The sequence below is a fragment of the Pelagibacterium lacus genome, assembly GCF_003345525.1.
GTDB classification, from domain to species: domain Bacteria; phylum Pseudomonadota; class Alphaproteobacteria; order Rhizobiales; family Devosiaceae; genus Pelagibacterium; species Pelagibacterium lacus.
Map to the genome: position 1 here is coordinate 1 of NZ_QQNH01000026.1, position 12,537 is coordinate 12,537.

The 12,537-nt window shown below is 65.1% G+C and carries 12 protein-coding genes and 1 tRNA gene; 5 read left to right on the forward strand and 8 right to left on the reverse strand.

Annotated features, from left to right (window positions below; translation table 11 throughout):
• Window positions 1–224: 224 nt before the first annotated feature.
• Together DVH29_RS13675 and DVH29_RS13680 are read right to left on the reverse strand one after the other, a co-directional pair.
• Window positions 225–1,760: a glycosyltransferase family 39 protein gene (locus DVH29_RS13675; protein ID WP_114646752.1), complete on the reverse strand. Its 1,536-nt coding sequence runs from the start codon at window positions 1,758–1,760 to the stop codon at window positions 225–227.
• A gap of 17 nt (window positions 1,761–1,777) precedes the next feature.
• On the reverse strand, window positions 1,778–2,908 hold the full coding sequence (locus DVH29_RS13680) for a glycosyltransferase (protein WP_114646786.1): 1,131 nt from the start codon (window positions 2,906–2,908) through the stop codon (window positions 1,778–1,780).
• A gap of 220 nt (window positions 2,909–3,128) precedes the next feature.
• On the opposite strand from DVH29_RS13680, the gene DVH29_RS13685 reads away from it, so the two are divergent.
• Both DVH29_RS13685 and groL read left to right on the forward strand, forming a co-directional pair.
• Window positions 3,129–3,419 carry a co-chaperone GroES gene (locus DVH29_RS13685; RefSeq protein WP_114646753.1) on the forward strand — a complete coding sequence of 97 codons (291 nt, stop codon included), beginning with the start codon at window positions 3,129–3,131 and terminating at the stop codon, window positions 3,417–3,419.
• 50 nt (window positions 3,420–3,469) lie between these two features.
• Window positions 3,470–5,110, forward strand: coding sequence for a chaperonin GroEL (gene groL, locus DVH29_RS13690; protein WP_114646754.1), 1,641 nt, complete (start codon window positions 3,470–3,472; stop codon window positions 5,108–5,110).
• 262 nt (window positions 5,111–5,372) lie between these two features.
• On the opposite strand, the gene DVH29_RS13695 is transcribed toward groL, so the two are convergent.
• Entirely contained in the window at window positions 5,373–6,122 is a 750-nt protein-coding gene (locus DVH29_RS13695; RefSeq protein ID WP_114646755.1) for a TSUP family transporter, read from the reverse strand.
• Window positions 6,123–6,317: 195 nt separating this feature from the next.
• On the opposite strand from DVH29_RS13695, the gene DVH29_RS13700 reads away from it, so the two are divergent.
• Entirely contained in the window at window positions 6,318–6,701 is a 384-nt protein-coding gene (locus tag DVH29_RS13700; RefSeq protein ID WP_114646787.1) for a DoxX family protein, read from the forward strand.
• 96 nt (window positions 6,702–6,797) lie between these two features.
• Here DVH29_RS13700 and hisG read toward each other — a convergent pair whose 3' ends face one another.
• Genes hisG through hisS form a run of 3 tightly spaced genes read right to left on the reverse strand, consistent with a single transcriptional unit; the run spans window position 6,798 to window position 10,023 of the window.
• The gene (hisG, locus tag DVH29_RS13705; RefSeq protein ID WP_114646756.1) at window positions 6,798–7,505 is read right to left on the reverse strand and encodes an ATP phosphoribosyltransferase; all 708 of its coding nucleotides are present in this window, start codon (window positions 7,503–7,505) and stop codon (window positions 6,798–6,800) included.
• Window positions 7,502–8,581 (reverse strand): ATP phosphoribosyltransferase regulatory subunit, encoded by a 1,080-nt coding sequence (locus DVH29_RS13710; protein ID WP_114646757.1) that lies wholly within the window; start codon window positions 8,579–8,581, stop codon window positions 7,502–7,504. The genes hisG and DVH29_RS13710 overlap by 4 nt, the downstream gene beginning before the upstream one ends.
• The gene (hisS, locus tag DVH29_RS13715; RefSeq protein WP_114646788.1) at window positions 8,578–10,023 is read right to left on the reverse strand and encodes a histidine--tRNA ligase; all 1,446 of its coding nucleotides are present in this window, start codon (window positions 10,021–10,023) and stop codon (window positions 8,578–8,580) included. The genes DVH29_RS13710 and hisS overlap by 4 nt, the downstream gene beginning before the upstream one ends.
• A gap of 528 nt (window positions 10,024–10,551) precedes the next feature.
• On the opposite strand from hisS, the gene DVH29_RS13720 reads away from it, so the two are divergent.
• Window positions 10,552–10,764, forward strand: coding sequence for a hypothetical protein (locus DVH29_RS13720; RefSeq protein WP_114646758.1), 213 nt, complete (start codon window positions 10,552–10,554; stop codon window positions 10,762–10,764).
• 254 nt (window positions 10,765–11,018) lie between these two features.
• On the opposite strand, the gene DVH29_RS13725 is transcribed toward DVH29_RS13720, so the two are convergent.
• On the reverse strand, window positions 11,019–11,627 hold the full coding sequence (locus DVH29_RS13725; RefSeq protein ID WP_114646759.1) for a DNA-3-methyladenine glycosylase I: 609 nt from the start codon (window positions 11,625–11,627) through the stop codon (window positions 11,019–11,021).
• Between the two features lie 128 nt (window positions 11,628–11,755).
• Here DVH29_RS13725 and DVH29_RS13730 point away from each other — a divergent pair, with 128 nt between their 5' ends.
• Window positions 11,756–12,370, forward strand: a complete 615-nt coding sequence (locus DVH29_RS13730; RefSeq protein ID WP_439331628.1) for a L,D-transpeptidase — start codon at window positions 11,756–11,758, stop codon at window positions 12,368–12,370.
• An 11-nt stretch (window positions 12,371–12,381) separates the two neighbouring features.
• On the opposite strand, the gene DVH29_RS13735 is transcribed toward DVH29_RS13730, so the two are convergent.
• A tRNA-His gene (locus tag DVH29_RS13735) sits at window positions 12,382–12,458 on the reverse strand.
• Between the last annotated feature and the right edge of the window lie 79 nt (window positions 12,459–12,537).

The following is a 12,537-nucleotide window of genomic DNA, read 5'->3' on the forward strand; positions in this document are numbered from 1 at the left end:
CCTCCAGATCATTGAATCTGGAAACCCATGAATCACACTCCCCGACAGAATTGAATCCTGAATGTCGATTGAACCTAGAGCAATTCCCAATCTGATTGAATCAGATCAGGCGCTCTAACGTTTGTTTTGTCGCGTTTCCGAACCGAATAAGTGGTGCCCACTTATTCTGGAAACGCTCCAGACAAATAGCCTCGGGGCCGGTGCAGGCCGGCCCCGGGCGTTGCTTATTGCCCCGAAAACCCTTCGGCATAAAAGAGCTGGATATTCTCCAATTCGGGATAGCCATTGCGGGCGATGGAGAGGGTTTCGAGGTGTTCGATGGCCGAGAAGCGGTCGGCGAGCTGTTCGGCGGCCCGTTCCGGATTGCGGGTCTGGACGACGACATAGGCGTTCCAGCCGCGATGCTCGGCGGGGGTGAAATTATAGGCGAGATTGCGCGTGTCGGCGCCCAGGCAGGCCAGAGGCAGGCGGCCGGCCACCTGGGTATCGATATAGCCGCAATCGATCCAGTTGATGCCCATGACGAAGGCCTCGCCCTCTCCGAAGGCGCCCCGGTCGGCAAGGGCGGTGCCGAGCTCGGTCCAGGGCAGCTGCAGGGCGGTGGGGTCTTCCCAATCGCCCGGGAACACGGCGCGAGCCCAGCCGGTGGCGGCGTGGGAGACCAGTAGCGCCAGGATGACGAAGGTCGCCGTCGCCGAGTCATAGAGCCAGATGCGGATGGCCCTGCCGTCGCGATTGGCGGCCCAGGCGCCCATGAGCACGAACAGCATGAGATAGCCCGGCGCCTGCCAGTGGAAATGGAACTGGGTATCGCTCCATAGCGCCACGAGGGTGAAAAAGACGATGGACGGCCAGCCGAGATAGGCCAAGAGCGCCGCGGCACCGGGCACCGCGCCGGTGGGGAACTGGCCGCGCGGGCCGGCGGCGAGCGCGCGTCCGCCCACCCAGAGGGCCGGGATGGCGAGCCAGGGGACCATATAGAGCAATTGCCCCCAGACCATCCGCAACAGCCCGTCCCAGCGCAGGCCGGATTGGGTTTCGACGGCGCGGCCGCCCTGAAAGCCAAAGCTGGCCCAATCGTTCTGGGCGTTCCAGACCAGCACCGGGGAGAACACGACGAGCGCGATGGCGACCGCCATCCAGGGCGCGCGGTGGCGCAGCCAGTGGCGCTGGGTGGAATTGGCGAGGAGGAACAGGCCCGTGCCCCCAGCGAGGAAAATGGCGTGGTATTTCGAGAGGAAGGTGAGGCCGAGAAAGAGGCCGCCGAGACCCCACATCAGCCATGGACGCCGGGCGCCGGAGCCGAAGAAGATCGAGACCAGCACGCGCAGCGTCGCCAGCCAGAACAGCAGCATGGGCGCATCGGGCTGGGTCCAGGAGCCGATGGAGAGGGAAAACAACACGCAGGCATTGACGATCAGCGCCGCATAAAAGCCGGCCAGCGGGGTGTGGATGCGGCGGGTTATGTCGAAGACCAGCCAGGTCGACACCGCGAACATGACGACGAAGGGCAGGCGGATGACCGGCAGCGCTTCGGACCCGGTGAGCTGGAGGGTGGCCCAGATGGTCCACAGCGAAAGCGGCGGCTGGTCGAAATAGGAGAGATGGAATTGCCGCGCCGAGGCAAGATAATAGGCCTCCCCCGTGCCCCAGCCGACCAGCGTGGCGCCGATCATGCGCAAGACGAAGGTCACGGCGATGAGCACAAGGGTCGCCTGGGCCGGGGTGAAGGGGCCGATGCGGGGGGAATCAGTCGTCATCGCGATCTCCGGCCGAGCTAGCGCCACGTGAAAATCCTCGTGGCGGCGTAGTTGAAGACGACGCTCATGATGGCGCCGGCGATGCCGGCGAAGAGGAAATTGACCACATGCGCCTCGAACAGCACGCTGGCCACCGACACATTGGCCAGGGCCCCGAAGCTGCACACCAGATAAAAGCTCAGAAGGCCGGTCCAGAAGCGGCGGCCGCGCAGCTTCTTGTCGGCATAGGTCAACTCGTTGTTGAGGATGAAATTGGTGGTCATGGCCACGACGGTGGCCAGCAATTGCGAATTGGCGAAGTTGAAGTCGAAGACCTCGAAGGCCAGGGTCAGCGTGACGAGGTGGACGAGGATGCCCGAGGCGCCGACGAGGGAAAACAGCAGGAAGCTGGTCGGCAGGAAACCGCGCGAGACCTGCGAGACGATCAGCCCGAGGAACTGGGCGACGATCAGGGGGCTCATCTTGCTTTCGCCGGCAAAGCGCGGGCGGAAGCTGTAGGGCACCTCGGCGATCACCAGCCGGCCCGACCGGCGCCGGTTGGCGGTGACGATGATGTCGAGCAGGATCTTGAAGCCTTCATGGGAAAGGCGCGGCACGATCTCGTTGAACAGCGCGCGGCGCAAGAGGAAATACCCGCTCATGGGATCGGACAGCGCCTTGCCGGTGATAAAGCCCGAAAGGCGGGTGGCCAGTTTCGAACCGGCCTCGCGGCGGGCGGAAAAGCCCTCGGTCGAACTCCCCTCCCCGGTATAGCGCGAGCCGACCGCGATGTCGGCGCCCTCGCGCGCCCGTTCGAGCATCAGGGGCAGGATGGACTCGTCGTGCTGGTGGTCGGCGTCGATGACGGCGACGAATTCGGCGGCCGAGGCGGCCATGCCCTCGATGCAGGCCGAGGACAGCCCGCGCCGCCCCACCCGGTGGATGCAGCGCACATGGGGCTTTTCGAGCGCGATCTGCTTGGCGAGGGCGGCGGTGCCGTCCGGGCTGTCATCGTCGACGATGATCACCTCGAAAGCAACGCCCGCAAGGGCGGCCTCGAGCTTTTCGACCAGGGGGGCGATATTGTCGCGTTCGTTGAAGGTGGGAACGATCACCGAGAGGGTCGGCGCCGTCCAGGCCCGTGCGAATGAGGGGGCGGGATCTGTCATTGTATCGTCTTTATTTTTCCCATGCATGCGGGTGCCGGCCGCGAACCGCCACCCCCGCATAGCAAGCGGCGCCCGGGGATGCAAAAAATATTGTCGGCGGCATTCTTGACTCTGAGGAGCCCTCCTCCTATCTGCTCGGCAGGCTTGCTGGCACTCTCTATGCAGGAGTGCTAACAGCTGAGGAAATTGCATCTCAACATTACGTTCCAAAGGAGCGACCATGAGCTTCCGTCCCCTGCATGACCGCGTCGTGGTTCGGCGCGTCGACAGCGAAGAAAAGACCGCTGGCGGCATCATCATCCCCGACACCGCCAAGGAAAAGCCCTCCGAGGGCGTCATCGTTTCCGTCGGCCCGGGCGCCCGCGACGATTCCGGCAAGGTGACCGCGCTGGACGTCAAGGCCGGCGACCGCGTGCTGTTCGGCAAGTGGAGCGGCACCGAAGTCAAGATCAACGGCGAAGACCTGCTGATCATGAAAGAGTCCGACATCATGGGCGTGATCGAAGGCTAAGCCTTTAGCTTCTCACACTCTTTTCCTGTTAATATCGGAGCACATCGAAAATGGCTGCCAAGGAAGTCAAATTCTCGACCGACGCCCGCGACAAGATGGTCCGCGGCGTCAACATCCTGGCCAATGCGGTCAAGGTGACCCTGGGCCCCAAGGGTCGCAACGTCGTCATCGACAAGTCGTTCGGCGCCCCGCGCATCACCAAGGACGGCGTATCGGTCGCCAAGGAAATCGAACTTGAAGACAAGTTCGAGAACATGGGCGCCCAGATGCTGCGCGCCGTGGCCTCCAAGACCAACGACATCGCCGGCGACGGCACCACCACCGCCACCGTCCTCGCCCAGTCGATCGTCAACGAAGGCATCAAGGCCGTCGCTGCCGGCATGAACCCGATGGATCTGAAGCGCGGCATCGACCTCGCCGTGACCGACGTGGTCGCCAACCTCGCCACCCGCGCCGTCAAGATCTCCAACTCGGGCGAAGTCGCCCAGGTCGGCACGATCTCGGCCAATGGCGAAAAGGAAATCGGCGACATGATCGCCGAGGCCATGCAGAAGGTCGGCAATGAAGGCGTCATCACCGTCGAGGAAGCCAAGACCGCCGAGACCGAACTCGACGTCGTCGAAGGCATGCAGTTCGACCGTGGCTATCTCTCGCCCTATTTCGTGACCAACACCGAAAAGATGGTCGCCCAGCTCGATGATCCGCTCATCCTGCTGCACGAGAAGAAGCTCTCCAACCTGCAGGCCCTGCTGCCGGTGCTCGAAGCCGTGGTGCAGAGCCAGCGTCCGCTGCTCATCATCGCCGAAGACGTCGATGGCGAAGCGCTGCCGACCCTGGTGGTCAACCGCCTGCGCGCCGGCCTCAAGGTCGTCGCCGTCAAGGCCCCGGGCTTCGGTGACCGCCGCAAGGCCATGCTCGAGGACATCGCCGTCCTGACCGGCGGCCAGGTGATCTCGGAAGACCTCGGCATCAAGCTCGAGAACGTGACCCTCGACATGCTCGGCACCGCCAAGCGCGTGGAAGTCTCCAAGGAAAACACCACCATCGTCGATGGCTCGGGCTCCAAGGAAGACATCGAAGGCCGCGTCAACCAGATCAAGGCGCAGATCGAGGAAACCACCTCCGACTACGACCGCGAGAAGCTCCAGGAACGCCTGGCCAAGCTCGCTGGCGGCGTCGCGGTGATCCGCGTCGGCGGCTCGACCGAAATCGAGGTCAAGGAGCGCAAGGACCGCGTCGACGACGCGCTCAACGCCACCCGCGCTGCCGTTGAAGAAGGCATCGTGGCCGGCGGCGGCGTCGCCCTGCTGCGCGCTTCGACCGAGATCAAGGCCAGCGGCGTCAATGCCGACCAGGAAGCCGGCATCAACATCGTGCGCCGCGCCCTGCAGGAGCCGGTCCGTCAGATCGCCAACAATGCCGGCGACGAAGGCTCGGTGGTCGTGGGCCGTATCCTCGACAACGGCGATGCAACCTTCGGCTATGACGCCCAGACGGGCGAATATGGCGACCTGATCAAGATGGGCATCATCGACCCGGTCAAGGTGGTCCGCACCGCGCTGCAGGACGCCGCATCGGTCGCCGGCCTGCTGGTCACCACCGAAGCCATGGTTGCCGAACTGCCCAAGGCCGACGTTCCGGCCATGCCGGGCGGCGGTGGCATGGGCGGCATGGGCGGGATGGATTTCTAAATCGCGCACGCGATTTAGAGTTTCTCTTTCTCTTTCGCTCACGGGCCGTACCGCAATCGGCCCGACGCGCTAAAACCGCGCTGGGCCGCTTGCTGGCCCTGCGCGGGCGCGGCCGACACCGGCCGGGCGCTCTTCGCGCCTTGGATAAAAATTGGGGTCTCTCCAGACCCTCGAACGGGAAGGCGGTCCTTGTGGCCGCCTTTTCCGTTTTTGGGATTTCCCGTTCATTTTTTGAGTGGCGCAGCTTTGACGGCGCCTGCCGTTAGGGGAACAGCAGCAGCTTGATCGCAAGGGCGAGCGACACGACGATGACCAGCGGGCGGATGACCCAGGCGCCGAAGCGGATGCCGGTGAGCGCGCCGAGATAGCCGCCGGCCACCTGCCCCATGGCCATGACGATGGCCACGGGCCACACCACATCGCCGGCAAAGATGAAGAACACCAAAGCAGCCAAGTTCGAGGTGACGTTGAGCACCTTGGTGTGGGCCGAGGCCCGGGCGGCCGAAAGCCCGAACAGGGCGATGAAGGCCAGCATGAAGAACGAGCCCGCGCCGGGGCCGAAAAGCCCGTCATAGAACCCGATGACGAAGCCGAACACCGACACGAAGCGCGAAAAGCTCAGATGCGCGGTGCCATCGGCATCGCGGATCGACGGCGAGAAGGTGAAATAGAGCGCCACGGCGATCACCGCGACGGGCACGGCGATTTCCAGCGCCGCGGTATCGACCTGCTTGACGGCGGCGGCGCCGAGCAGCGAGCCGGCGAAGGCCGCCGCGATGGCGGGCACCAGCGCCAGCAGCGAGACATAGCCCTTGCGCCAATAGGTGATGGCCGCCGCCGTGGTGCCCACGATGCTCTGGGCCTTGTTGGTGGCCAGGGCCCCTACCGGCGACAACCCGGACGACAACAGCACCGGAATGGTGATCAGCCCCCCGCCCCCGGCCACGGCATCGACGAAACCAGCCAAGACGCCCACGCCGCCCAGAAGCAGCAGAACCCATAGATCGAACACGCGTCATCCTCCGGAACCGGCATGGTGTTGCCCCAGCGCGGGCGGCAAAGCAATGGCAAAACCGGGGGTGCATCCGGTTGCGGACAATTGGCCGGGATCGTTCGCAAATGCGAGACGAACTGTCGGCGTCGGGGGCCATTTCCAGAATGAGCGGCGTGAGGCATGATGGGCCTATCGTTTTTTAAGGATATGCACATGACCTCTCTTCAGACCTATCTCCCGATTGCCGGCCGCATTCTCATGGCCATCATCTTCTTCATGTCGGGAATTTCCAAGATCACCGATCCGGGCATGAATGTGGGCTATATGGAAGCCTTCGGGGTGCCGGGCATCCTGCTGTGGCCGACGATCATCGTCGAAATCGCCGGCGCGGTGATGCTGATCGTCGGCTTCCAGGTCCGCTGGGCCGCCGCCGCCCTCGCCGCCTTCACCCTCGTCGCCGGGGTGATCTTCCACACCGATTTCGGCAATCCGGCCGAGTTGATCAACTTCATGAAGAACCTCGCCATCATCGGCGGCCTGCTCTATGTCGTCGCCTATGGCGCCGGGGCCTTCTCGATGGATCAGCGCAAGACGTAACGGATCGGGGGTGGCGGCGCTGGCCCCACCCCCAGAGCCATTGTCTGGTCGCGCTTCCGAACCGGATAAGTGGTGCCCACTTATCCTGGAAACCCTCTACTCGAAAGGCTCCGCGCCCAACGGTGCGAGGAGCCGGTTGAGGGTGGAGCGTTTTTCCGGCGTCCAGGGGGCGTTGCGGGCTACCAGAAGCAACGCCTCGCTTTGCAGCATCACGCCGTTTTCCAGAACCCGCAGGCCATTGGCCTTGAGGGTCGAGCCGGTCGAGGTGATGTCGACCACAAGATCGGCGGCGCCGGAGGCCGGGGCGGCCTCGGTGGCGCCGAGGCTTTCGACGATGCGGTATTCGGCGATGCCGTGGCGGGCGAAATGGCGGCGGGTGAGGTTGACGAATTTGGTCGCCACCCGCAGCCAGCGGCCATGCCGGGCGCGGAAATCGGCGGCGACGTCGGAGAGATCCTCCATGGTCGTCACGTCGATCCAGCTGTCGGGCACGGCGACCACCGCGTCGGCGCGCCCGAAGCCGAGCCGCCTGGCCACCGCCACCTGGGCGGGACCGGCCTCGGCGGTCTCGTGGATCAGATCTTCGCCGGTGATGCCCAAATCGATGCTGCCGCGAATGAGCTCGCGGGCGATTTCCGAAGCCGAGAGGAAGCGGACCGTCACATCGGGCATGCCGGCCATGGCACCCAGATAGGAGCGCGCGCCGCCAGGCCGCGAGATGGTGAGCCCCACCCTATCGAACACCGCGATGGCTTCTTCCTGAATGCGCCCCTTGGAGGGCAGCGCCAGCAGAATGGTGCTCATCGGGCGACCTCCTCGTCCAGCCGTTCGGCCCAGACGGCGCAACCGACCGCCGGGATATCGCGGGCGGCGCCCAATCGCCGCAGCAGGCGATCATATTGCCCGCCCGAGACCAGCACCTCGCCCCGGCGCCCGGTCACCTCGAAGGTGAGGCCGGTATAATAATCGAGCCGCGGGGAGAAGCCGGCATCGAACACCAGACTGCCCGCCGCCAGCCCCGTCTGGAGCGCCGCGACGCGGGTTTCGGCCTTGGCGAGCGCATCCCCCAGATCGAGGGCACTGGCCCGGGCCAGCCGGTCGATGGCCGCCAGCGCCTCGGCGGCCGGGCCGGAAATGGCGAGGTAATCGCGCAACAAGGCGATGGTCGGCGCGGGGACGTGGGCCGCTTCGAGGGCCTGTTTTTCCACATAGCGCCGGGCGATCTCCTCGGGACTGCGGCTCTCGGTGAGGCTGAGGCCGTTGCTGAGCATCAACTCCCCCACCCAATCGATAATGTCGTCGAGCTTCATCCCGGCGGGGCCCTCCGGGGCGCCGTGCGGGCTGGCCAGCCGGTCGAGCAGCGCCGCCATGGCCTCGGGATGGCCGAAGCGCGCGCGGATGCGGGGACGCCAGACCTCGGGCATGTCGCAGGCGGCGAGGAGGGTTTCGAAGAGGTCGATATCGCCCACCCGCATATGGGGGGTCACGACGCCATAGAGATCGAGCACGGCGCGGGCGAAGGCGATGATCCTGTCGAGCGCCGCGCCGGCATCGGGAAGCGCCAGCAGCTCCATGCCCCCCTGCACGAATTCGGCCGGACCCTCGGCGCGCTGGCGGAACACCGGGCCGAGATAGCCATAGGCGGCCGGGGTCGCCGCGCCGCTGGAGATATGGTCCATGGCGATGGGCAGGGTGAAATCGGGACGCAGGCAGAATTCGGTGCCGTCCGTGCCCTGGGTGAGGATCATCCGCGCCCCGAACTGCTCGCCGGCCAGATCGAAATAGGGGGCGGGGGAAATGAGAATCGGCGGAGTGGCGAAGGTGATGCCCGGGGCCGAGACCAGCCCCTTGAGCGCATCGCGGCGGGCGGCGGGGGTCATGGGCGGGCGTTCACTTCCATCCAGGCCGCGACGGCGGGGATCTGCCGGACGAAATCGACCATGTCGCCGCGCGGCACGGAATACTGGCCCGGGCGCTCGGCTTTCCAGGCGGCGTTGTCGGTGATCGATGCGGCAGCCTCGGCGCCTTCGGCGAGGTCCTTGATCTGCACGATCCCCGCTTCGCGCTCGTCGGAGCCCTGGATGATCACGGCCGGGGCGTTGCGCTTGTCGGCATATTTCATCTGCTTGCCCATGTTCTTCGAGCTTCCGAGGAACAATTCGGCGCGGATGCCGGCGGCGCGCAGTTCGGCGACCATCTTCTGGTAGTCGGCGATGCGGTCCTTTTCCATGACGGTGACGACCACCGGGCCGGTCGCCGGCCGGCTCGACAGATTGCCGGTGAGCTTCAATGCGCTGGCGAGGCGGGACACGCCGATGGAAAAGCCGGTGGCGGGGGTCTCCTCGTTGCGGAAGCGCGAGACGAGCCCGTCATAGCGTCCGCCGCCGCCCACCGAGCCGAACAACACGTCCTGGCCCTTCTCGTTCTGCACGGTGAAGGTCAGTTCGATCTCGAACACCGGGCCGGTGTAATATTCGAGGCCGCGCACCACCGAGGGGTCGATGCGGATGCGGTCCTCGCCATAGCCGGCCGAGGCGAACAGCGCGGCCATGGCATCGAGCTCGGCGATGCCCTCATTGCCGGACGGCACCTTGCCCCCGACATAGTCGATGACGGCGGCGATCTGCGCCGGGTCGAGCCCCGCGCCCGCGGTGAAATCGCCGCTCTCGTCCTTGCGGCCTTCGCCGAGAAGCAGGCGCACGCCCTCGGGGCCGAATTTGTCCAGCTTGTCGATGGCGCGCAGCACGGTGAGCTTCTGGCCTTCATCGGCGACGCCGATGGCCTGCAAGACGCCGTCGAGCACCTTGCGGTTGTTCACCCGCACCACGTATTTGCCGGCCAGCCCCAGCGCGTCCATGGTGTCGGCCATCATCATGCAGATTTCGGCATCGGCCTCCGGCCCCGCCGCGCCGACAGTATCGGCATCGAACTGCATGAACTGGCGGAAGCGGCCCGGACCGGGCTTTTCATTGCGGAACACCCAGCCCTGGCGATAGGAGCGGAAGGGCTTTGGCAGGTCCTGATAGTTCTGGGCGAAATAACGGGCCAGCGGCGCGGTGAGATCATAGCGCAGGCTGAGCCATTGCTCGTCATCGTCCTGCATCGAAAACACGCCGGCATTGGGCCGGTCGGTGTCAGGCAGGAACTTGCCCAGGGTCTCGGTGTATTCGAGGAACGGGGTCTGGAGGGGGTCGAAGCCATAGCGCTCATAGACATGGCGGATTTTCGCGACCATCTCCTCGACCGCCGCGAGATCGGCGGGTTCGGAATCGACGAAACCGCGCGGCAGGCGCGGCTCGATGAGCGCGGAATTCTTTGCCATGTCCTGATCCTTCAAAACCCCGGGGAACTGGGGCCTTTCGCAATACCGGGCCGTTCCTAAACGATCTGGGGTGCCGAGACAAGGCAAGGCAAAAGTGTTGCCCGGGCGCCACAGGCGAGGGACAAGTGCGACATCGGGTCACAGAAAGGGGTTGGCGATCACGGATTCGTTAGTTATGGAGGAGCGTCTTCAACACTGGCGTCGCTCCCCGTGGCGCCATCGCAACTCCGAGGGAGGCGTCTTCATGGCTGCATTTGCTCACGTCCTCGCCCATGGTGTTGAAGGTCGCGGCACGACTCTCGTCCGCCGCTTCAATTGGACCGGCCCGATCAGCACTTTCCGCTGACGCCGGCACAATGACCGGGCTTCGGCCCACCCTTCCAAACCCATCTCGAACCTTTCGATTCTGACGACAGCACCTTTGCGTCCTGCCGCCGGAATCCTCGATCAACAGCAATAAGGGACCAGTCCGTTTCGAAACGGCTGGAGACATCCATGTCGCACGTACATGCCCGTACGGAGAGCGCGATGTTGCGCGTATCCGTCGAAACCCTCATCGCCGAACACGGCAAATGGAGCGTCGTCATCATGGCCCTCAGGGCGATGGCGCGCAGCAAGCGGCAGGTGCAAAGGGTCCGCTCCAGCGACCTGCCGATCGCCATCCGCCGCGACATCGGCCTGCCGGCAATCGTCGACCCGCCTAGCAGGCCGATGGTGCTCACGGTCTACAGCCGCTTCTGAGCGCCGTCGGCGGAAAAGGAAAGGGGGCGGAGCCGTTGGGGCTCCGCCTCTGTTTTTTTGGGGGGACGAAATGGGCGGGGGCTTTTTTACTGGCGCTGCGCCCCCCTCATCCGACCGCTTCGCGGCCACCTTCTCCCACCAGGGGAGAAGGGAAGAATGAGGCAGCGGCAAGCCTTCCTTCTCCCCTGGTGGGAGAAGGTGGATCGCCCGGAGGGCGAGACGGATGAGGGGGGCGCTGAGCTGCCGCATTCCCCTCACGGCTTCACGAACCTGTCCCGCTGGCGTTCCACTGCGGCGCGGGCGGTGCAGGTGGCGATGTGGTCGTTGACGAGGCCCATGGCCTGCATGAAGGCGTAGCAGGTGGTGGGGCCGACAAAGGTGAAGCCGCGCCGCTTGAGGTCTTTCGACAGGCTCACCGAGGCCGGGGTGGTGGCGAGGGTGCGCAGATGCTCCCAGCCCAGATCGGTGGGCCGGTCGGCCGGGGCCGGCTCGAAACGCCAGAAATAGGCAGCGAGCGAACCGAATTCCGTCCGCAGCGCCTGCGCCTGGCGGGCATTGTTGATGGTCGAGACGACCTTGCCGCGATGGCGCACGATACCGGCATCGGCGAGAAGGCGCGCGATGTCGGCATCGCCGAAACCGGCCACCCGGTCGATGTCGAAGCCGGCGAAGGCGGCGCGGAAATTCTCGCGCTTGCGCAATATGGTCAGCCAGGAGAGGCCGGACTGGAAGCCTTCCAGGCACAGCTTTTCGAAAAGGCGGGTGTCGTCGGCGACGGGGAACCCCCATTCGGTGTCGTGATAGTGCTGGTAGAGGGGATCGCTGCCGGGCCAGGGGCAGCGGATCGTTTCGGTCTCGGTCACGCGAATCGCCTCCTTTTTAAGCTCGCGGCAACCATAGGGGCGAGCACAGATTTAACCATCCTGTTTGACGCAATGTTTTCCTCGCGGGCGGAGACTGCCCCCAACCAACCGCCCCCCTGGAGATGGCCATGGCCCGCATGCTCCCTGCCCTCGTGACGCTTCTGGCGCTGGCCCTGCCGGCCCAGGCGGCATCGCCCTATCGCGGCTATATGGACACCATGTTCGGACCGCCCGCCGGGGTGGAACTGACGCGGCAGCGGCCGCAGCACATGCTGCAATACCAGACCGACTATGTGAGCCACCCCATGTGGCTGCGCCAGGTGGTCGCCTATTCCACCTCCGAATCGCCGGGCACGCTGGTCATCGATACGCGGCAGCATTTCCTCTATCTGGTGCTGCCGGACGGCAAGGCCATGCGCTATGGCATCGGGGTGGCGCGCACGGGATTCGAATGGAGCGGGACGCACAGGGTGACGCGCAAGGCGGAATGGCCGAGCTGGACGCCGCCGGCGGAGATGCATGCGCGCCAGCCGGGCCTGCCCAGCTTCATGCCGGGCGGACCCAACAACCCCATGGGCGCGCGAGCGCTCTATCTCGGCTCGACGCTTTATCGCATCCACGGCACCAACGAGCCGTGGACCATCGGCCGCTCGGTGTCTTCGGGCTGCATCCGCATGACCAATCAGGACGTGATCGATCTTTACAACCGGGTGCCGGTGGGCGCCAAGGTGATCGTGGTCTGAGGGAAGTAGGGTGGTACCGTCGCCCCGAATTGAACGGGGGACCTCTAGATCCACAATCTAGCGCTCTAACCAACTGAGCTACGACGGCATGGGTGCTGGGACATCATCGGGCACCTGCGGCACCGTCCCGAAACGCGGCGGACCATAGGGCGAGTTGGCGGCAAAGA

What these genes read in the sequence shown, in the direction of transcription:
- DVH29_RS13675 (WP_114646752.1), bottom strand. Translation starts at nt 1,760, where the DNA reads ATGACGACTGATTCCCCCCGCATCGGCCCCTTCACCCCGGCCCAGGCG.
- DVH29_RS13680 (WP_114646786.1), bottom strand. Translation starts at nt 2,908, where the DNA reads ATGACAGATCCCGCCCCCTCATTCGCACGGGCCTGGACGGCGCCGACC.
- DVH29_RS13685 (WP_114646753.1), top strand. Translation starts at nt 3,129, where the DNA reads ATGAGCTTCCGTCCCCTGCATGACCGCGTCGTGGTTCGGCGCGTCGAC.
- groL (WP_114646754.1), top strand. Translation starts at nt 3,470, where the DNA reads ATGGCTGCCAAGGAAGTCAAATTCTCGACCGACGCCCGCGACAAGATG.
- DVH29_RS13700 (WP_114646787.1), top strand. Translation starts at nt 6,318, where the DNA reads ATGACCTCTCTTCAGACCTATCTCCCGATTGCCGGCCGCATTCTCATG.
- hisG (WP_114646756.1), bottom strand. Translation starts at nt 7,505, where the DNA reads ATGAGCACCATTCTGCTGGCGCTGCCCTCCAAGGGGCGCATTCAGGAA.
- DVH29_RS13710 (WP_114646757.1), bottom strand. Translation starts at nt 8,581, where the DNA reads ATGACCCCCGCCGCCCGCCGCGATGCGCTCAAGGGGCTGGTCTCGGCC.
- hisS (WP_114646788.1), bottom strand. Translation starts at nt 10,023, where the DNA reads ATGGCAAAGAATTCCGCGCTCATCGAGCCGCGCCTGCCGCGCGGTTTC.
- DVH29_RS13720 (WP_114646758.1), top strand. Translation starts at nt 10,552, where the DNA reads ATGTTGCGCGTATCCGTCGAAACCCTCATCGCCGAACACGGCAAATGG.
- DVH29_RS13730 (WP_439331628.1), top strand. Translation starts at nt 11,756, where the DNA reads ATGGCCCGCATGCTCCCTGCCCTCGTGACGCTTCTGGCGCTGGCCCTG.